The organism is Nonomuraea aurantiaca (genome assembly GCF_020215705.1).
Taxonomy (GTDB): Bacteria; Actinomycetota; Actinomycetes; order Streptosporangiales; family Streptosporangiaceae; genus Nonomuraea; species Nonomuraea aurantiaca.
In genome coordinates this window covers 138977-156524 of the sequence record NZ_JAIWNB010000004.1, presented here as the reverse complement: position 1 = coordinate 156524, position 17548 = coordinate 138977, and the positions used below count along the sequence as shown (strand labels likewise).

The 17548-nt window shown below is 71.3% G+C and carries 19 protein-coding genes and 2 pseudogenes; 11 read left to right on the top strand and 10 right to left on the bottom strand.

Going from position 1 to position 17548, the window contains the following annotated elements; genetic code table 11:
• Positions 1–28: 28 nt before the first annotated feature.
• Positions 29–1453 (top strand): WS/DGAT/MGAT family O-acyltransferase, encoded by a 1425-nt coding sequence (locus tag LDL49_RS12555; protein WP_225291172.1) that lies wholly within the window; start codon positions 29–31, stop codon positions 1451–1453.
• A 427-nt stretch (positions 1454–1880) separates the two neighbouring features.
• A pseudogene (locus LDL49_RS12550) lies at positions 1881–2831 on the top strand (RNA polymerase sigma factor); the annotation flags it as partial.
• 29 nt (positions 2832–2860) lie between these two features.
• Here LDL49_RS12550 and LDL49_RS12545 read toward each other — a convergent pair.
• Positions 2861–3532, bottom strand: coding sequence for a class I SAM-dependent methyltransferase (locus tag LDL49_RS12545; protein ID WP_225291171.1), 672 nt, complete (start codon positions 3530–3532; stop codon positions 2861–2863).
• Positions 3533–3771: 239 nt separating this feature from the next.
• On the opposite strand from LDL49_RS12545, the gene amcB reads away from it, so the two are divergent.
• Both amcB and LDL49_RS12535 read left to right on the top strand, forming a co-directional pair.
• The gene (amcB, locus tag LDL49_RS12540; protein ID WP_225291170.1) at positions 3772–4026 is read left to right on the top strand and encodes a cispentacin biosynthesis acyl carrier protein AmcB; all 255 of its coding nucleotides are present in this window, start codon (positions 3772–3774) and stop codon (positions 4024–4026) included.
• Positions 4023–4946 carry an aminotransferase class III-fold pyridoxal phosphate-dependent enzyme gene (locus LDL49_RS12535; protein ID WP_225291169.1) on the top strand — a complete coding sequence of 308 codons (924 nt, stop codon included), beginning with the start codon at positions 4023–4025 and terminating at the stop codon, positions 4944–4946. The genes amcB and LDL49_RS12535 overlap by 4 nt, the downstream gene beginning before the upstream one ends.
• A gap of 25 nt (positions 4947–4971) precedes the next feature.
• Here LDL49_RS12535 and LDL49_RS59150 read toward each other — a convergent pair.
• Positions 4972–5115 (bottom strand): annotated as a pseudogene (locus tag LDL49_RS59150) (hypothetical protein); the annotation flags it as partial.
• 103 nt (positions 5116–5218) lie between these two features.
• Complete coding sequence (locus LDL49_RS12525) at positions 5219–5821, bottom strand: TetR/AcrR family transcriptional regulator (RefSeq protein ID WP_225291168.1); 603 nt, start codon at positions 5819–5821, stop codon at positions 5219–5221.
• 79 nt (positions 5822–5900) lie between these two features.
• Between LDL49_RS12525 and add the strand changes: the two genes are divergently transcribed.
• On the top strand, positions 5901–6854 hold the full coding sequence (gene add / locus LDL49_RS12520) for an adenosine deaminase (RefSeq protein ID WP_225291167.1): 954 nt from the start codon (positions 5901–5903) through the stop codon (positions 6852–6854).
• A gap of 33 nt (positions 6855–6887) precedes the next feature.
• Here the strand turns inward: add and LDL49_RS12515 are convergent, their stop codons facing one another.
• On the bottom strand, positions 6888–7505 hold the full coding sequence (locus tag LDL49_RS12515) for a PepSY domain-containing protein (RefSeq protein ID WP_225291166.1): 618 nt from the start codon (positions 7503–7505) through the stop codon (positions 6888–6890).
• 208 nt (positions 7506–7713) lie between these two features.
• Between LDL49_RS12515 and LDL49_RS12510 the strand changes: the two genes are divergently transcribed.
• Positions 7714–8091, top strand: coding sequence for a DUF5335 family protein (locus LDL49_RS12510; protein WP_225291165.1), 378 nt, complete (start codon positions 7714–7716; stop codon positions 8089–8091).
• A gap of 34 nt (positions 8092–8125) precedes the next feature.
• Here LDL49_RS12510 and LDL49_RS12505 read toward each other — a convergent pair whose 3' ends face one another.
• The 3 genes from LDL49_RS12505 to LDL49_RS12495 form a co-directional block, all read right to left on the bottom strand.
• Positions 8126–9964 carry an alpha/beta fold hydrolase gene (locus LDL49_RS12505; protein WP_225291164.1) on the bottom strand — a complete coding sequence of 613 codons (1839 nt, stop codon included), beginning with the start codon at positions 9962–9964 and terminating at the stop codon, positions 8126–8128.
• A 72-nt stretch (positions 9965–10036) separates the two neighbouring features.
• Positions 10037–10612, bottom strand: a complete 576-nt coding sequence (locus tag LDL49_RS12500) for a TetR/AcrR family transcriptional regulator (RefSeq protein WP_225291163.1) — start codon at positions 10610–10612, stop codon at positions 10037–10039.
• Between the two features lie 37 nt (positions 10613–10649).
• Complete coding sequence (locus tag LDL49_RS12495; RefSeq protein WP_225291162.1) at positions 10650–10973, bottom strand: zinc-binding dehydrogenase; 324 nt, start codon at positions 10971–10973, stop codon at positions 10650–10652.
• A 95-nt stretch (positions 10974–11068) separates the two neighbouring features.
• On the opposite strand from LDL49_RS12495, the gene LDL49_RS12490 reads away from it, so the two are divergent.
• Positions 11069–11392 (top strand): FadR/GntR family transcriptional regulator, encoded by a 324-nt coding sequence (locus LDL49_RS12490; protein ID WP_225291438.1) that lies wholly within the window; start codon positions 11069–11071, stop codon positions 11390–11392.
• 6 nt (positions 11393–11398) lie between these two features.
• On the opposite strand, the gene LDL49_RS12485 is transcribed toward LDL49_RS12490, so the two are convergent.
• Positions 11399–11617, bottom strand: coding sequence for a putative antibiotic biosynthesis monooxygenase (locus LDL49_RS12485; protein ID WP_225291161.1), 219 nt, complete (start codon positions 11615–11617; stop codon positions 11399–11401).
• 102 nt (positions 11618–11719) lie between these two features.
• On the opposite strand from LDL49_RS12485, the gene LDL49_RS12480 reads away from it, so the two are divergent.
• The 3 genes from LDL49_RS12480 (at position 11720) to LDL49_RS12470 (ending at position 13926) form a co-directional block, all read left to right on the top strand.
• Complete coding sequence (locus LDL49_RS12480; RefSeq protein ID WP_225291160.1) at positions 11720–12634, top strand: LysR family transcriptional regulator; 915 nt, start codon at positions 11720–11722, stop codon at positions 12632–12634.
• 369 nt (positions 12635–13003) lie between these two features.
• Positions 13004–13321, top strand: coding sequence for a hypothetical protein (locus LDL49_RS12475; RefSeq protein ID WP_225291159.1), 318 nt, complete (start codon positions 13004–13006; stop codon positions 13319–13321).
• A gap of 215 nt (positions 13322–13536) precedes the next feature.
• Entirely contained in the window at positions 13537–13926 is a 390-nt protein-coding gene (locus tag LDL49_RS12470; protein WP_225291158.1) for a hypothetical protein, read from the top strand.
• A 240-nt stretch (positions 13927–14166) separates the two neighbouring features.
• Here the strand turns inward: LDL49_RS12470 and LDL49_RS12465 are convergent, their stop codons facing one another.
• Both LDL49_RS12465 and LDL49_RS12460 read right to left on the bottom strand, forming a co-directional pair.
• The gene (locus LDL49_RS12465) at positions 14167–15300 is read right to left on the bottom strand and encodes a winged helix DNA-binding domain-containing protein (RefSeq protein ID WP_225291157.1); all 1134 of its coding nucleotides are present in this window, start codon (positions 15298–15300) and stop codon (positions 14167–14169) included.
• A gap of 54 nt (positions 15301–15354) precedes the next feature.
• The gene (locus LDL49_RS12460) at positions 15355–15963 is read right to left on the bottom strand and encodes a TetR/AcrR family transcriptional regulator (protein WP_225291156.1); all 609 of its coding nucleotides are present in this window, start codon (positions 15961–15963) and stop codon (positions 15355–15357) included.
• Positions 15964–16035: 72 nt separating this feature from the next.
• Between LDL49_RS12460 and LDL49_RS12455 the strand changes: the two genes are divergently transcribed.
• Positions 16036–17520: an FAD-dependent monooxygenase gene (locus tag LDL49_RS12455; protein ID WP_225291155.1), complete on the top strand. Its 1485-nt coding sequence runs from the start codon at positions 16036–16038 to the stop codon at positions 17518–17520.
• Positions 17521–17548 lie beyond the last annotated feature (28 nt).

Here is a 17548-nt window from a genome sequence, read left to right as displayed (position 1 = left end):
TGATTTGTTCAGGGCGGAGGTGTGAGCCATGCCGCAGCTGACCGCCCTGGATGCCCAGTTTCTCCATTTCGAGACGGCGACGAACATCGCCAACATCGCCGGCCTGGCCATCCTGGACGGCGATCTCAACCGCGCCGACCTCCAGGCTCTGCTGGAACGGCGCCTGCCGTACGTGCCCGCGTTGCGGCGCAAGCTCGCCTTCGTGCCCCTCGGGCTGGACCACCCCTACTGGGTGCAGGAGGACGACCTCGACCTCGACTATCACGTACGGGAGATCGGGCTGCCGCCGCCCGGCGACGACCGGCAGCTGGCCGACCAGGTGTCCCGGCTGCACGCCCGCCGCCTGGACCGCCGCCGGCCGCTGTGGGAGATCTACCTGATCCACGGCCTGTCCGGCGGCCGCATGGGGCTCTACACCAAGATCCACCACGCGGCCGTGGACGGCATCGGCGGCGCCGACGTCCTGGCCGCGCTCCTCGACGTGGGTCCCATACCCGCGCCGTCGCCCGCGGTCGCGCCCGAGCGCGACTCGGAGCCGCCGGGAGCGGCCGAGATGGTCCTGCGCGGGCTCGCCAGGTTGGCCGGCAATCCGGCGCAGGCGGTGCGGTTCGCCGCCCGGGCGATGCCGCACCTGGACGAGATCCCCGTCGTGTCGTCGCTGCCGGGCAGCCGGATGGTGTCGGGGCTGGCCCGCCGGGTCGCCGGCTCCGGGCAGGCTCCGGAGCTGCCGTCGCTGCCCGCGCCCAAGACGCCGTTCAGCGGGCCGGTCTCCGAGCACCGGCGTTTCGCGTTCGTCTCGCTGCCGCTGGAGGAGATCAAGCAGGTGCGCAAGGCGTTCGGGGTGACGGTCAACGATGTGGTGATGGCCGTGTGCGCGGGCGCGCTGCGCCGGTGGCTGGCCGCGCACGGGGGCGTCCCGCGTCAGCCGCTGATCGCCGGGGTGCCGTTCTCGCTGCGGGAGGCGGGGACGGGCGGCAACCAGGTGACGTTCATGACGGCGCCGCTGGCCGTCCACCTCGAGGATCCCGTGGCGCGGCTGCAGCAGGTGCGGCTGGCCATGCAGCGGATCAAGGACAGGTTCTCGCTGGCGCCCGCGCGGTGGCTGCGCGAGCTGAGCGAGTCGATGCCCGCCGCCCTCATGGGGCTGGCGTCCAGATCGGCGTTCGGCCTGGTCGGGCAGACCGCGCCGCCCATCAACGTGGCCATCTCGAACGTGCCGGGCCCGCAGTTCCCCCTGTACGTGTGCGGCGCCCGCCTGCTCACCCACTACCCGGTCTCGGTGATCACCAACGTGAGCGGCGGGGTGAACATCACCGCCTTCTCCTACGACGGCTCGCTGGACATCGGCGTGGTCACCGACCGGGAGATGGTGCCCGACGCGTGGGAGCTGGCCGACGATCTGCGCGGGGCGCTGGACGAGCTGCTCAACGCGGAAAGGAACCTGCCGCAATAGCGCGTCGCACGCTGACCCGCTCTTCACCGGCGGCATTTACCGGCCGCCGGGCGGGCGCCGAGCATGGCCGGGCAGCGGGTAGCGTGGATGACGATGGTGGGATCGAGGCCGGACACGCGTCTCGTCGCCTTAACGACTATGGCGGCGAGTTCACTCTCGCCCTGCCCCGCGCAGCCACGGCGAACCTCTTACGACGGACAGGTGCCGAACCACCCGCGCGCGGGAAGTAACAGATGATGGCCATCTTCGCCCCCCGGGCCGCGGTCGTCCAGCCGGACCCCCGCATCAGGAGCAGCCGGACAGCGTGGTCGGCGACGACCCGCCCCGTCTCCCGCTTCCTCGCCCCCGAGGGTCTTCTTGGTCCGAGATCGATATTCGCCAGTCGAACGACCCGAGCGAGGAGAGTGTCTTGTCCCAAGCAGCAGAGGTTCTCGAGCTAGACGAAAACATCGCCGACGGCGCATCAGTCGTCGGCGCTGACTCGGTCAAGGCGTACCTCAAGGAGATCGGGCGGGTGCCGCTGCTCAACGCCGAGCAGGAGATCGACCTCGCCAAGCGGATCGAGGCCGGACTGTTCGCCGCGGAGCGCCTCAGCACGGAGCCCGATCTGCCCGGTCAGCTCCGCGCCGACCTCGAATGGATCGCCGGCGACGGCCTGCGGGCCAAGGAGCGCATGCTGGAGGCCAACCTGCGCCTGGTGGTGTCGATCGCCAAGCGCTACACCGGCCGCGGCATGCTCTTCCTCGACCTGATCCAGGAGGGCAACCTGGGGCTGATCCGGACGATCGAGAAGTTCGACTACCGGCTCGGGTTCAAGTTCTCCACCTACGCCACGTGGTGGATCAAGCAGGCCATCACTCGGGCGATGGCCGACCAGGCGCGGACGATCCGCATCCCGGTCCACATGGTCGAGATGATCAACAAGGTGGCGCGGGCGCAGCGGCGGCTGTCCGGCGAGCTCGGTCGCGAGCCCACGCCCGAGGAGATCGCCGTCGAGACCGAGCTGCCCATAGACCGGGTCGCCGAGGTGCAGGGTTACGGCCGCGAGCCGATCTCCCTGCACACGCCGCTCGGTGAGGAGGGCGACAGCGAGTTCGGCGACCTCATCGAGGACACCGAGGCCGTCTCCCCGGCCGACGCGGTCTCGTTCACCCTGCTGCAGCAGCAACTGCGGGCCCTGCTCGACGAGCTGTCCGAGCGTGAGGCGGGCGTCATCTCCATGCGGTACGGCCTGAACGACGGCAAGCCGATGACCCTCGACGAGATCGGCAGGATCTACGGGGTGACGCGCGAGCGGATCCGGCAGATCGAGGCCAAGACCATGTCCAAGCTCCGCCACCCGTCGAGGGCTCTGGCACTGCGCGAATACCTCAGCTAGGACGTGCGGCTCAGCTGGGGGCGGGCGGCTCAGCTGGGACGGGCGGTCAGCCACGTCCGGTCGGGGGTCAGGAAGCGGTCCACGACCAGCCCGGACTCGGCCAGAGCCGTGGTGAGCTGGTCGTCGCTGAGCGGCCGCTCGACGATCGACTGGGTCCAGACGCGGCCGTCCGTCTCGTACCTCAGGGTGAGGTTCACCAGGCCCCGCCCTGACGGGGCGAACTCGGTGATCGTGGTGGTGAACCCGGACCGCCCGAAGGTCGTCCCCACTGACCAGGTGGCGCGTACGTCCAGCGGAATCCACTGGATCACCACCACACCGTCGTCGCGCACGTGGCGGCGGCAGCAGTCGAGGAAGCGCCGCCTGGTCGAGACCGGCGGCACGTGTACGAGCAGCGAGGCCAGCAGCACGGCGTCGAAACGGCGCCCGAGCGCGAGGTCCTCGATCCGCGCCTGGACCCGCTCCGCGCCCTCGACCCTGGCCAGCATCTCGGCCGACTCATCGACGGCCACCACGTCGTAGCCGAGGGCGATGAGGGCGTGCGTCACCCGGCCCGCCCCCGCGCCCAGTTCGAGGATCGACCCGCCCGCGGGCACGCCCCGCTGAATGATCTCCGGTTCGCCCGCGGCGTCGATCGCGGCATAGAACTCCACCGGTGAGCCGTCGGCGGTGAACACACCCGGTCCAGTGCCCGTGTTCATATGCGTCACTGTAGATCGGAAAGGCGGCTCGCCGGGGTAATTCCCATTTCCGCTTCGCCCGCTGGAATTCCTGTGAACTCCGTGACGCCGGATGCAATTGACGAACAACATCGGTTGGTTCATGCTGGGCGGTGTTGGCGGCCCACGGCCCCGAGAGTTCGCGGCCGACCTGCTATTCCGTGACGAAGCTGCCACGTCCTGTGCTGTTCTCTTTACCATACGCTTTGTCCGGAGGTGTAATGGAAATCGAGGGCACGATAAAGAAGATTCTGGCGACCGAATTGTTCGTCGAGACGCCGGCCGAGGAAATCAGCGACCAGGAGAGCCTGCGCGACATCTATGGGCTCGATTCTCTGGGATTCACCGAACTCCGCGTGCAATGTGAGGACATCTTCGACGTCCGCGTCTCCGACGAGGACTTCGTACCCGAGAACTTCCGTACCATCGCCGCCCTGGCCGCGCTCATCCGGCGTCTGCAGGGCGGCGGGACATGAGCCACGCGGGCCTGACCGCCGCCTCGCCGTCCCACGGCCTCGACGGAGATCTGCATCTGGATCACTACGGCGGCGGCCGGCTTCCGTTCGTCTCGCTCGGCGGCAGGGGCGTGCGGCTGCGGCTGGCCGAGCGCGGCGGCGCGGGGGAGCCGTTCGAGGTCATCGACGCCTCCGGCGGTTACGCCAGCGCCTGCCTCGGGGCCGGGCACCCGGCCGTGCTGCGCGCGTTGACGCGCGCGGCGACGGATCTCGGGTACGCGACGGACGAGATCGAGGTCGCCGAACGCACCCGCCTCCTCGCCGCGACGCTCGGCCCCGGCGGGCTGTGGTGCGACCACTTCCCGCCGGGCGACTACCACGCGGCCGGCCGCAACTCCGGCTCCGAGGGCATGGAGCTGGCCTTGCGGCTGGTCCTGGAGTCGAGATACGACCACCGCCGGATGCGGCCCGACCCGGATCGGGGCGGCCGCGACCTCGTGCTCGCCTTCCAGGGCGCGTGGCACGGATGGACGGGCGCGCTCACGCCGCTGCTCAACCGGCGCCACTTCCGCGTCGGGCTCCCGGGGACGGCCGCCGACGGCCCGTACGGGCTGGCGGTGGAGCACATCCCGTTCGGCGTCCCGGAGCCGTTGCGCGAGTTCTTCGACCGCCACGGAGAGTGCCTGCTGGCCGTCGTCGTCGAGCCGGTCCAGGGTGACGCCGGCCTGCTGGTCCCCCCGCCCGGCTACCTGCGGACCCTGGCCGCGCTCGCCGCCGAGCACGGGGCGTTGCTGGTGGCCGACGAGGTCCTCACGTTCGCCAAGACGAGTTCTCCCACGAGGTCGGTCGCCGCCCCCCCGAGCCGAGATCGGTGCAGGGCAGCTCGACGTCGAAGGGGGTGCCGCTCACCACCGCGCGGGCCACCCCACCGTCGGCGGTGAACCTCATGCGTAACGCGACGTGCCGGTCGGCCAGCGCGCCGAGGGCCCGGCGCAGCGCCGCCACGTCCAGCGGCCCGCGCGGCTCGTAGCCCCGGAAGACGTTGTACTGCGGCGAATCCGGCGCGAGCTGCTGGAGAAACCACAGCCGTTGCTGTGCGGGCGAGGGCATCGGCTCGTGTTCTTCCGGCATCGTCTCCTCACCTGTGAGAGAGGCGAAGTGGCTGGTGTACCGGAGATCTCTGCAAGGAGGCTCTATCAGCCCTCCGGGCTTGTCAAGCGGCCGGTCGGCGCAGCCCCTCCAGGCAGATCTGGATGATCGGCTCGGCCAGCTCCGCCGCCGGTAGCCCGGGATCCACCAGGCACTGCAGCAGGCAGCCCTCGATGGCCCCCACGATGACGGTCGCGTGGTGCTCGCTCAGGCCCTCACGCAGCACGCCTTCCTTCCCGGCCTGGCGCAGGAGCTCGGTGATCGCGGCCCGCGCGTCGCCGTAGACGGCCGCCATGTCCACCGGCGATCCCGCCGCGTCACGGGAGGCCGCCCACAGGTCGACCATGATCCGGGCGGGCTCGCGCCGCGCGACCAGCACGCCGAGCACCTCGCGTACCATCTCGGCCAGCCGCTCCAGCGCGGGCCCGCGCCCGTTGACCGCCCGGTCCAAGATGGCGTCCGACATGGTCCGGTAGCCTTCGAAGGCGGCTTCCAGCAGCGCGTCCCTGCTGTCGTAGTAGAGATAGACGCTGCCCTTGGCGATGCCCGCCTCGGCGGCGATGTCGTCGATGCGGGTGGCGGCGAAGCCCTTGCGGGCGAACACCCGCACCGCCGCGGTGAGGATCTCTTTGCGTCGTGCGGCCTTGTCGACCGTCCTGGGGGACATATGATCATTATGACTGACCAGTCAGTCAATATCCAAATCGAGATGCGGTCTGTCCGGTTCCCTGTCTAGGGTGCTGACAGTGAGAGACGTACGCCGGCTGCCCAAAGCCCACCTGCACGTTCACCTGGAGAGCACGGTACGCTCCGAGACCTCGCGCGAGTTCGGCGGGCCGGCCGGGCGGGGCGGGCCCTTCGCCACGTTCCGGGAGTTCGCCGACCATCGGGCGCTGGTGCGCGGGCGGCTGCTCAAGGCCGAGCACTTCCGTCGGGTGGCGCTGGAGTTCTGCGAGGACGAGGCGGCCCAGGGCACCCGCTACGCGGAGGTGTCCTTCACCGCGGCCGCGCACGGCGAGCGGCTCGGGGCGCCGGAGATGCCGCTGGAGGCGGTGCTGGACGGGCTGGCCGAGGGATCGCGCCGCTACGGGATCGAGTGCCGGGTGCTGCTCGACCACTCGCGGCGGCGCTCCGTCGACCGGCTCTGGCGGACGTTGCGGCTGGCCACCCGTTACGAGGCGGTCGTCGGCATCGGGCTGGCGGGCGACGAGAGCCACCCGGTGGCGCCGTTCGCGGAGGTGCTCGACGCGGCCCGGGACGCCGGGGTGCGCCTGGTGCACCACGCGGGGGAGTTCGGCGGGCCGGAGAGCATCCGCGAAGCGCTCGCGATCGGGCACGCCGAGCGGATCGGACACGGCGTCCGCGTCCTGGAGGACGAGGCGGTGGTCGCCGAGGTGCGGGAGCGCGGGGTGCCGCTGGAGGTCTGTCCCACGTCGAACGTCCTGCTCGGCGTCGTACCCAGCCTGGCCGAGCACCCGCTGCGGCGGCTGAGCGCGGCGGGGCTGGCGGTCACGCTCAACACCGACGGCGAGACCGACCTGGCCGGCGAGTACACGCGGGCGCGGGAGGTCTTCGGGTACGGCGACGCGGAGCTGGCCGGGTTCGCCCGGGCCTCGATCGACGCCTCGTTCGCCGGGGAGGAGCTCAAGGCGGAGTTGCGGGCGGGGGTGGACGCCTGGCTGGCGGAGGGGGTGCGCTGACCGTCGGGGTGCGGTCAGCGCTCGCGCCCCCGATCAGTCCGAGTGGCTGTCCTTGGTCACCGCGCCGTCGGTGGCGTCAACCGTCATGTCCTGCTTGGACCCGTTGGACGGAACCACGTCCACCTCCCAGACGATCTTGTCCCGGTGGCTGTCCAGGTTGATCTCGGTGATGCGGCCACCCGGCACGGCCGCGAGCACCTTGGCCGCCGCCTGCGTGTAGTCGAGCTTGGCGGACTTGATGCGGTCGAGGTAGCGGGCCTTGTCGTCGGTGTTCTCGTCGTCCTCCGCCCGTGGGCCGCTGACCACCTTGGCGGTGTCCGATTCGACGTCCATCTGGTGTTCGATGCCCTTGTCGTCGACGACCTGCACCTCCCAGAGGCCGCCGTTCTCCTCGGTCTCCATCGAGACGAGCGTCGAGCCGGGCACGGCCTTCATCGCGGCCTGCCCCACCTCCTCCAGCTTCTTCACCGCCGTGCGCTTCTGTGAGTCGGCTGGGGAGCCGTCCGGGTTCATGGGCGACCCGGTGGCGGCGATGTACGGCGTGGGAGAAGCGCCGAACTGCTCGCTCATTTGACGGGCGTCGCCCCCGCAGGCGGTCGCCGCAAGCAGCGCCGCGCCCGCCAGAGCGCCCCCGATGATCGTTTTAGTCATATGGCGACACTTATCATTTCCGCAGGTAGAACGGTGCGAACGACATGACCGACCCGTCATGTCCGCCACGGCACGGACTTGGCTTTCCGGTGCGCCTTGTCCGGCAGTGGGCGCCATGGCTGAAGGAGGACCTACCCGACCGTGTGATGTGCGCGCGCGTACGGTCCGGCCAGCATGGAGGGGATCGCGCATGGGAAGGAGCCGTCAGATGACCGAGGAGCGACCCGAGCTGCCGCGCGAGAAATGGCGCCAGTTCTTCGACGACCTGTCAAGGCAGTACGAGGGCTCGGACGTGACCGTCGAGGTGCTGAGCCGGACGTTCGGCGATCTCATGCAGGCCGAGAAGCTCCCTCTGGCCTATCTCGAGTACGACGACAAGGACGACATCTTCACCGTGGCGGTGGGCGGGCGGGACGGGCGGTATCCGGTGGTGCTCGCTCACCTCATCCAGCGGCCGCGGACGATACTCGCCGACACCGTGGCACCGGACACGCCCCGGGCCTTCGACATCGTGGACGCGGAGGGCACCCAGACGATCATCATGCTCCATGAGCCCGCGGTGTGGAGCGGCGCGCCGACCTTGTGACCCCTCGCCCAGACGCCTCTGCGACCTTGTGACCTCAGCCCGGTGCCCCGGCGGCGCATCGCATGATCGAGGCGATGGCGGCGGGGTGCGTGAGGTGCGGGTGGTGACCGGTGGCGGGGATGGTCGTGACGGTGGCCGGGCCGGGATCGGCGATCAGCGGATCCAACTGCCCGGCAACGAGGTGGACCGAGACCGCCTCGCTGAGCAGGGCTTGGAGGGCGGCGCGTTCGGCGGGGCGGTTCGCGTCCCGGAGCAGGCGGGCCGTACGGTGGGCGACGCCAGGCCGGTGCAGCTGGGCGGCGGCGCTCGCGACGGCCCGGCGGGCCTCCTCCGAGGGAACGCCGTCGCCGAGGAGTGAGGTCGCGAGACGGTCGGCGGAGATCCTCTTGAGGAGTGGCGTGGCGAGCGCCGGTGTGCGGAGCAGTCGCGGGGCCGCCTCCTGGAGGAAATAGGGGGAGACGAGCACCAGCGCACTGAGGCGATCGGGATGGGCGGTGGCGAAGCGGAGCGCCGGTGCGGCCGCCGCGGAGTGGGCGACGATCACGGGCCGGGTTCGTACGGGCGCCAGCAGATCGGTGAGCCAGGCCAGCGGAGTGGCCGAGGTGGGGGCCGAGCGGCCGAGCCCCGGCAGGTCGGCGACGAGGGCGGGTGCTCCGTCCAGTTCGCCGAGCACTCCCTGCCAGGACTCGCCGTCGAGGGGGAGCCCGTGCAGGAGCACGAAGCCGGGCGAGGTCCTGTCCCCGGCGACGTAGGTGCGGGATCCGCCGACGTCGTGGAAGCCGCCGGGAAGCACGGCCGGGGCCGTCCCGAACCTGTCCGCCACCAGCCGATCGGCCCAGCGGCGCAGCGCGGTCTCGACGGGAGGCTGCCGGAGCCCCGCCGCCTTTGCGACCCGCTCGGCCGAGGCGGTGTCGTAGCGGTCCTCGGTCAGGAAGGCCAGGGTCTCGGGATTGGCTCCGGTCAGCGCGGCCGGGAGGCGGCGGATCAAGGCCACCGGCACGAGGGTTTTCGGCGCCCGTACACCCAGGTGGGCAGCGAGCAGCCGTACCAGGTCGGGCAGGTTCGGGGTGTTCGCGTCGAGCACCCAGTGCAGGCCGCCGGGCTCCGGGTCGTGCTCGGGGATCGCGGCCATGAACGTCGCGAAATGATCCACGGTCTCCACGGGCACGAACGTACGGGCGGTTCCCGGCAGCGCCGGAAGGCGGCCGGTCCACAGGTCGCGGACCACTTCGGACAGGCCGATGTACTGGCCGGCCTCGCCTGTGGTCGAGTGGCCGATCACGGTGCTCGGGTTCACCACGGTCAACGGGACCTCCAGCTGCTGCGCGACGACCCGTACGGCGGCGTCCGCCTCGGACTTGGAGCCTTCATAAGCCCCTTGGCCTCGGTAGAGCTCCGCCAGCTCGGCCTCCGGGAGCGGATACCGCTCTGCCGGGCCCAGCCCGACCCGGTAGCCCGACACGTGGATCAGCCTGCGCAGGCCGGTCCGGGTCGCGGCCCAGCGCAGCACGTTGAGTGCGCCCTCGACGTTGACCGTCCTGGCCTCCTCGCGCCGCAGCCCGAAGCGGTAGACGGCGGCGGCGTTGACGACATCCCGTACCCCGGCGAGCCGCTCGTCGTCCGCCGCGCTCAGCCCCAGGCCCGGACCGGCCGTGAGATCACCGGCCACGACCGTCAGCCGCTCGGCACCCGCGCCATGACCGTGCAGCCAGGCGCGCAACTCGCCCCCGCCCGTCCGGCCCCGCGCCGGGTCGCGGATGACGGCCGCGACCGGGCGGCCTTGTTCCAGCAGGCGCAGCACCGTCCACCTGCCGATGAAGCCGGTCGCGCCGAACACCACGGCATCCGGCCCACCCCTCGAAGTCTCGTCCATCCTGCGTTCCTCTCTAGACCGATCTACATAATCTGTGGACAGCAAAAGGCCCGACCCCGAAACAGAAAGGTGTCAGTCGGTGCCGAGCAGCTTGGCGATGCGCCGACTGGTCTGCTCGATGGGGGTCCGGCTACGACCGGCGCGGGCCAGCACCAGCGCGCCCTCGATCAGGGCGAGCACCGTCGCCGCGAGCTCGTCCGCCTCGGCCGCGTCATGACCGTCGGCCCGGAGGGCGTCGGCCAGCGCCCGCTGCCAGCCCGCGTAGATGTCCCCGCAAATCGGCTGCAGGGCGTCGTTGGTCGCGGCGACCTCCAGGGCCACGGTCGCCACCGGGCACCCCTTGGCGTAGCCGGCGGCCACCATCCTGTCGGCCAGCGCGGCCAGCAGCGCCTTGACGAGCTCGCGGGAGCTGGGCGCCGTCTCGGCCAGCTCGACCACGATGCCGTCGACCTCTCGACCGGCGGCGGCGAGGGCCTCGCTGACCAGCTGGTCCTTGCCACCGGGGAAGTGGTGATAGAGCGACCCACGAGGGGCTCCCGCCACCGCGAGCACCTCATTGAGCCCGGTGCCGTGGTAGCCCTTCGCCTCTACCAGCGTCCGAGCCGCCTCGATCAGCCGCGCCCGCGTCTCATCACCCTTGACCGCCACGCCACTGAGAATAGACCGATCTGCATAATGTGCAAGTTCAGGAGACGACGTCGACGATGGTCTTCACGATGTCGGGCGGCGGGTCGGCCAGCCCGCGTGACACGGCCTGGGACAGCGGCACGGTCCGCGTGGGCGGCCGATCGACGCGGATCCGCCCGCCGTGCAGCAGGGCGACCGCGGCCCGCAGGTCGGTGTCCCACCGGTGGGAGGCCGACCCCACGACCCGCTTCTCTCCCAGCACCACGTCCAGCGTGGGAAAGGTAGCGGGCTCCGGCGACACGCCGAGCAGGACCACGCTCCCGCCGCGCCGGCACAGCGACAGCGCGCTCTCCACCGCGGCCGCCGGCCCCGCGCTCTCCACCTGATGCGGCCGATGAACCTCGCGGCCCGCGCGGCGGGCGTCACCGCCCGGCAGCTCATGCGGGCCCGCGTCATGCTGGAGACCGAGGCCGCCGCCTGGCCGCGACCAACGCCACCAAGCAGGACCGGACCGACCTGCTGCGGATCCACCAGCTGTTCGCCCAGCCGGGCAACGTGCACGCCAGGGCGCGCGTCGACCTCACCTTCCACGAGACCATCGCGCGGGCCTCCGGCAACCCGGTGATCCACAGGATGTTCACCGCGATCCAGGACCTCACCTACGCCCTGATGCTGCGCAGCCTCAGCGACCGCGAGGTCCGCGCCGCCGGCGAACCCGTGCACACCGTGATCCTGGAACACATCCTCGACCGCGATCCCGACAGGGCGCGCGAGGCGATGCGACGGCACCTCGAGGGCTGACCGGGTTCACTCGCCGGCCGCCCGTTTCTTGAACAGCCGCGCGCGCAGCCGCTGCAGTCGCGGCAGCAGTCCGTAGACGACGATGGGCACCACCAGCGTGGCGACGATCGGCGGCCGCAGGTACGGCGGCACCGCCTCCAGTAGGCCGCCGAGCACGAGCTGCACGACGGTGAGGGTGGGCAGGACGGCGATCCAGACCATTAGTGCTTGGTGGTGACGGGACATGAGCTGTCCTCCTTCAGGGGCCGGACGTGCAAGCCTCAGCCTGTCGCCGCGCGTTCCAGAAGTCCAAGATATGATCCATAGGCAGCCTGATAAGGAGAACTTATGGAGCTTCGCCAGCTGCGCTACACCCTGGCCGTGGCGGAAGCGGGCAGCTTCACCCGTGCCGCGGCCCGCGTCCACGTCGCCCAGCCCGCCGTCAGTCAGCAGATCGCCCAGCTCGAACGCGAACTCGGCGAGAAGCTCTTCGACCGGACCGAGCGCCGGGTCCGGCTCACCGCCGCCGGGCAGGCCTTCCTGCCCCACGCCCGTGCCGCCCTCCAGGCGGCCGCCACCGGCCGTGACGCGGTCACCGCGCTGCGGGGCGTCCTGACGGGACACCTGGCCGTGGGCACCGTCCCGGCGCCCCCAGCGACGCTGCTCGACCGGCTCGCGCACTTCCAGCGCCGCCACCCCCAGGTGCGCTTCACCGTGCGCACCGGCGACCCGGAGCAACTCGTCCAGCAGGTGGTCGCCGGCGACCTCGACACCGCCCTAATCGGCACCGCGGGCTCTCGGCTGCCCGCCGGCCCGGCCGGGCAGCGACTGCCCGTTACGCTGGCCACCCGCGACTTCGGCCACGAGCCTCTCGTGATCGTCGCCGCCGACGGACACCCGCTCGCCGCCAACGCCGACGCCGCTCTCGCCGACCTGCACGAGCAGCCGCTCGTCACGCTCACTCCCGGTACGGGACTGCGCGCCGCGCTGGAGCATGCCTGCGCCGAAGCGGGCCTGGCCCCCGACGTACGCGCCGAGACCGACGACCTGGCCCTGCTGGCCGAATTGGTCGAGCACGGCTTCGGCATCGCCGTCATGCCGCGCTCGGCCGCCCGGCGTCTGGGCCCGCGTCTGGTCACGCTCCCCCTGCGCCACCCCGCCCTGGGCCGCCCTCTGACGCTGATCTGGCGCCGGGACCACGTCACCGCCCAAGCCCGGGCGTTCCTCGATGATATGGTCCCTCCGGCCGCACCTCCACCCTGACGGCTCCGTCCGATGGCGCCATCAGCGACAGCCGGTTCTCATCGGCATCGATGGTTTTGCCCGCCCAGTCCATCTCCTCCGGACTCGGCGAGTACGCCTCGCGCAACTCCTGCTCTGAGCCACCCGCGCGGGACAACAACTGCTGCCCAGCCGGCCGGACGATCGCCTCCTCCTGGAAGGGCCTCCCGTCACCGGCCATCGGTAGGGCAGACCGGCCGCCGCGCGGCCCAGTACGCCCCGGTGCCTGTACGGGCTTGTACGGATGATTCGGCCAGGGCTTCACCGGCCACCGCGTTCTCGTCAGCGTGGTTCCGGCAACCACCCGTCGCGGAGCGCATGGGCTTCGCGCGAGTAGAGAGGGGAACCCCGTTGTCCAGACTCGTCAAGGTCGCGTCCGCCGCGGCGGCGCTGTCCGGAGTTCTCGCGCTGACGGTCACGGCGGCCCAGGCCGTGGCCAGCTCCCAAACAGGCACACAGACCAGCGCGCAGTATTTCACCGGCGAGAGCGGCCCCTGGACCGCCCAGACCATCGGCGCCTGGGGGAACATCCCGACGGCGTCCGTCAACATCACCGTGCCCACGGGGACGACGCGGTTCGTCGACGCCCGCTTCACCGCCGAGTCCGTCTGGACGGCCCGGATCGGCGTTGGCGGACTCGGACACACGGCCTCCTCTGCAGTCGTGTGAGCTACGCGCCATCGGCCGGCGCCCCCTGTATGTCGCTGACTGATCACAACTGGTTACAGCCGCCCTGTACGGGCTGTACGGATGATTCGGCGGCCGTTGCGGAGCGGGGGCATGACGCCTCACGGTCGGCATATCGGCGGCCGGTATCCGGAGCCGACCACCCTCACTCCTGGTCCCGGACAAGTCAGTCGAACATTCACGGAGGGTCCACGCCAATGACAGCATCGACTTCCGCTCACAGCCGGCTCGACGTGCGGCGAATACGGCGTATACGGCGGCGAGCGGCAGCGTTCATCGCATCCGCGCTGATCGTCGCGGCTGTTCTCCCCGCCGACGCGGCCCGCGCCTTCGCGGACGTCGCCGTGAACCTGCAACTGCGCGGCGCCTACGGCTCTGTGAGCATCCGCGTCAACGGATCACCGACCGGCACCTGCTCCGTCTCGAACTGCCTGTACATGGTGCCCGTTGGATCAACCGTGCGATTGACCCCCGACGGAGACATCACTTCCTGGGGTCCCGGGCCCTGCCAGTACGTGTTCGGCACCCAGCCCTGCGGCTTCGCGGCGCTGTCGAACACCAGCTTCCAGGTGGTCTTCCTCGGCTAGGACGTTCCCTTCCCGGCCTTTTCGCAGTCCACCTTTCGATGGATCCTCACGCGAGCACGTGGCGATCACCTCGAAAAGGGGACGGGTTCACGCGGGACAGGGCGTGCTGGGTGGCCGCGCGGCGGCGCTGCTGTTCGGCGCGGTCACGGGTAGCCCCGTGGGCGCGCCTGTGATGGCCACTGCGTGATCGGCCGGCTGTCGGCCTCAGCGTGACACCGACGGCGATGAGATCGGTCAACGTCAAGCGTGGCCGCCCACGGTGATCGGGCCGAGCGTCAGCTGCGGTTCGCCCTCCAGGATCTGTCCGGTGAGCGCCACCTGCTCGTCGAGTTCGCGCAGCTGGGCGGGGGTGAGCTCGCGCAGCGACTCCACCGTGACGGCCAACCGGCGGCCGGACCGCCGCTGGTGCCACACCCCCGCCACCTGCCCGTCCACGAGCAGTACCGGGAAGTTGCCCGCCTGGCCGCCGTTCAGCGCCCGCGCGGCGGCCGGGCCCGGGTACAGCAGCTCGCGCGGCCTCCCGGCCACGACATAGGCGTCGAAGTACGGCAGCAGCCGTACGCCCCTCGGCGGCTCGTCCGGCACCTCGGTGTCACCGGCCGCCACCCAGGCCGGGACGCCCTCGAACAGCACCTGCTCCGGCTCGGCCGCCGCGAAGCCCGCTGCCGCCCACTTGACCGGCGCCCCGATCCACTTGGCGAACTGCTCGGGCGTGGCGGGACCGTACGCCCTCAGATAGGCGTTGACCAGCTCAACCAGACAGTCGTTGACGGGCTTGGCGCGTCCTGCGGGCGGGGCGGTATAGGTGACCTTGCGCCCCTTCGCCGGGCCGAACACGAACGCCCCCCGGTGCGCCGCCGTCGCCATGGCCTGCCGCCAGCGCGGCCACATGGTCTGGAAGGCGGGCATGACGAGATCACCGGCCCACGGCCCCGTGGCGGCCACGACCGCGTCGCTCAGCTCGTCGATCGTCAGGGCGGCTCCGGTCAGCACCTCGCGGATCGCCTCCACGACCTGGTCGGTCTGGGCGGCCGTCATGCGTACGTCCTGGGCGGCAACGGAGTTCACGATCGGCAGCGTCGACAGGGCGCCCACCCACATCGGCAGGTCGCGGGCGGGCAGCAGGTGTACGGTGCCGCGCGGGCCGTGCGTCTTGACCAAGGTGCGCTCGCCCCACAGCGCCTCGCGCACTCCGGTGCGGGTGACGCCGTCGAGGCGGAGGCCGATCGACAGCTCGGCCGCCGACATCACCTGGGCATGGGCGCCGCACATGGCGGTGACCATGTCCGCCGGGGTGGCGTCCTTCGCGGGGGCGGCCAGGCCGTGTCGTGCCAAACGCCTGGCGCTGACCTGGGACCACGACATTCTCATCATGAGACTCACCGTAGGGAGTAATGCGGCAAGGATCGTTCCGCATTGCGGGTGGATTCAGGGCCGGTGGGCGCGGACGATGAGGTCGGCGGCTTCGACGGCGATGGCGTGCCGTCGTGCGGGTGGCAGGGGCAGCATGCCGTACGCCGTCTCGATCCGCGCTTCGGTGATCACCAGGTGCAGGAACTGGCGGGCCGCCTTGACCGGGTCCGGCACCCGCAGTCTGCCGTCACTGTCGCAGGCGCGCAGGTAGTCCGCCACGCCGCTGTCCACCGACGAGGCACTCGCCCGCCAGGTGCGCTGCAACTCCGGATGGTGACCCACCTCCGCGATGGTCAGCCGGTGCAGCGCCGCCACCCGCGGCGAAAGCGCGACGTCCAGCGTCCGCTCACCGAGCACGGTCAGGTCCGCGCCCGGATCGCCGGTGAGGGCGAGGGTCTGGCTCGGCGTGTCTGCCATCCCTGACCTGGCCTCCTGGATCGCGGCGAGGAAGAGCTGTTCCTTGTCGCCGAAGTGGCCGTAGACGGTCTGTTTGCCCACCCCCGCCGCCGCGGCGATCGCGTCGACGCTCGCGCGGGCGTAGCCCAGGTCGGTGAAGACCCGGCTGGCGGCGTCGAGGATGGCCCGGCGCTTGGCCGGTGAGCGTCGCGGGCCGTGGTCGGCCATGGTTTGTCCCCACTTTCTCGGAATGGGGACTAGTATACGAGACTAGACGGTCTAGTCTAGTTTGGAGGGCGTATGAACGCCGATGTTGTGGTGGTCGGGGCCGGACCTGTGGGTTTGCTGCTCGCCGCCGAGTTACGGCTGGCCGGGGTCACGCCGCTGGTGCTGGACCGGCTCGCCCGGCCGACGAGCGAGCCGAAGGCGCGCGGGATCGGGCCGCTGGCCGTGGAGGCGCTGCGCCGCCGCGGGCTGGGGGAGGATCTGGCGAAGTTCCACGAACAGGGGCTCGCCGACAAAACACGCGACCACGGAAGCGAGAAGGGGCACTTCGCCCAGATCTACAAGATCGACCCCGACCTCCAGGAGGAACCCGAGCGGACCGGCGCCCTGATCTGGCAGCCGGACCTGGAACGGATCCTCGCTGAGCACCTGGCCTCGCTCGGCGTCCCGGTCCTGCGCGAACACGAGGTGACGGCCCTGGCCCAGGACGACTCCGGCGTCACCTTGACCGTACGGACCCCGGAGGGGGAGCGGCGCGTCCACGCGGCGTACGTGGCCGGCTGTGACGGCGGCCGATCGACCGTACGGAAGCTGGCCGGGTTCGACTTCCCCGGCACCGCCCCCACGAGCGTCGTCCGGCGGCTGATCGGCGACATCTCGGGCATGGAGCGGCTGCCCGCGCCGGGCTGGCAGCCGGCGGGGATGGTGATGCACGCGCCCGGCATGGTGGCGACGGTCGAGCACGACGGCTTCCCCGAGGACCGCGACGTGCCGCTGACCGGGGAGGAGATGCGAGACAGCGTGCTCAGGGTGACGGGCGTGGAGGTCGAGGTGACCGCGGTCCGCGACACCCTGCGCTTCACCGATGTCGCCCGCCAGGCGACCACCTACCGGCTCGGCCGCGTCCTGCTCGCGGGCGACGCCGCGCACGTCCACTCTCCCAACGGCGGCCAGGGGCTGAACCTGGGGCTGATGGACGCGGTCAACCTGGGCTGGAAACTGGCGGCCACGGTCACCGGGCGGGCGCCGGACGGCCTGCTCGACACCTACACCGCCGAACGCCACCCCGTGGGCGCCGCCGTCCTGCACAACACCCGCGCCCAGTCGGCGCTGCTGCGGCCCGGCGCGCACGAGGCGGCCATGCGCGACATCGTGTCGGACCTGCTCGACCTGCCGGAGGCCAACCGCTACTTCGGGCGGCTGCTGAACGGGCTCGGCACCCGCTACGACCTCCCGTACCCGGCCGCCCACCCCCTGGCCGGCCGCCCCTGCCCCGACCTGCGGCTCACGCTGCCTTCCGGCGGCACGCGGACCCTCGCGGAGCTCGCCGCGTCCGGCCGGCCGCTGCTCGTCCACGCGCCGTCACAACCCGAGACGGCGCAGGCGGCGGCGGCCTGGCGGGACGCACTGGACGTCGTCGAGGCGACCATCGAGGACCGTGACGGCCTGACGGCCGCCTTCGTCCGGCCTGACGGTACGGTCGCCTGGGCGTCCGGCCCCGGCCCGGCCGATACCACCACCCTGACGGCGGCCCTTCACGCATGGCTGCCGCTCGCGTGACACCTTCTGCTCGGCAGTCGGCCTAGGG

Excerpts from the sequence above, each read along its gene's own strand:
- LDL49_RS12485 (WP_225291161.1), bottom strand. The coding sequence starts at position 11,617 with ATGTCCCGTCACCACCAAGCACTAATGGTCTGGATCGCCGTCCTGCCC.
- LDL49_RS12555 (WP_225291172.1), top strand. The coding sequence starts at position 29 with ATGCCGCAGCTGACCGCCCTGGATGCCCAGTTTCTCCATTTCGAGACG.
- amcB (WP_225291170.1), top strand. The coding sequence starts at position 3,772 with ATGGAAATCGAGGGCACGATAAAGAAGATTCTGGCGACCGAATTGTTC.
- LDL49_RS12455 (WP_225291155.1), top strand. The coding sequence starts at position 16,036 with ATGAACGCCGATGTTGTGGTGGTCGGGGCCGGACCTGTGGGTTTGCTG.
- LDL49_RS12535 (WP_225291169.1), top strand. The coding sequence starts at position 4,023 with ATGAGCCACGCGGGCCTGACCGCCGCCTCGCCGTCCCACGGCCTCGAC.
- LDL49_RS12470 (WP_225291158.1), top strand. The coding sequence starts at position 13,537 with ATGACAGCATCGACTTCCGCTCACAGCCGGCTCGACGTGCGGCGAATA.
- LDL49_RS12460 (WP_225291156.1), bottom strand. The coding sequence starts at position 15,963 with ATGGCCGACCACGGCCCGCGACGCTCACCGGCCAAGCGCCGGGCCATC.
- LDL49_RS12525 (WP_225291168.1), bottom strand. The coding sequence starts at position 5,821 with ATGTCCCCCAGGACGGTCGACAAGGCCGCACGACGCAAAGAGATCCTC.
- LDL49_RS12545 (WP_225291171.1), bottom strand. The coding sequence starts at position 3,532 with ATGAACACGGGCACTGGACCGGGTGTGTTCACCGCCGACGGCTCACCG.
- LDL49_RS12465 (WP_225291157.1), bottom strand. The coding sequence starts at position 15,300 with ATGATGAGAATGTCGTGGTCCCAGGTCAGCGCCAGGCGTTTGGCACGA.
- LDL49_RS12515 (WP_225291166.1), bottom strand. The coding sequence starts at position 7,505 with ATGACTAAAACGATCATCGGGGGCGCTCTGGCGGGCGCGGCGCTGCTT.
- LDL49_RS12505 (WP_225291164.1), bottom strand. The coding sequence starts at position 9,964 with ATGGACGAGACTTCGAGGGGTGGGCCGGATGCCGTGGTGTTCGGCGCG.
- LDL49_RS12480 (WP_225291160.1), top strand. The coding sequence starts at position 11,720 with ATGGAGCTTCGCCAGCTGCGCTACACCCTGGCCGTGGCGGAAGCGGGC.
- LDL49_RS12510 (WP_225291165.1), top strand. The coding sequence starts at position 7,714 with ATGACCGAGGAGCGACCCGAGCTGCCGCGCGAGAAATGGCGCCAGTTC.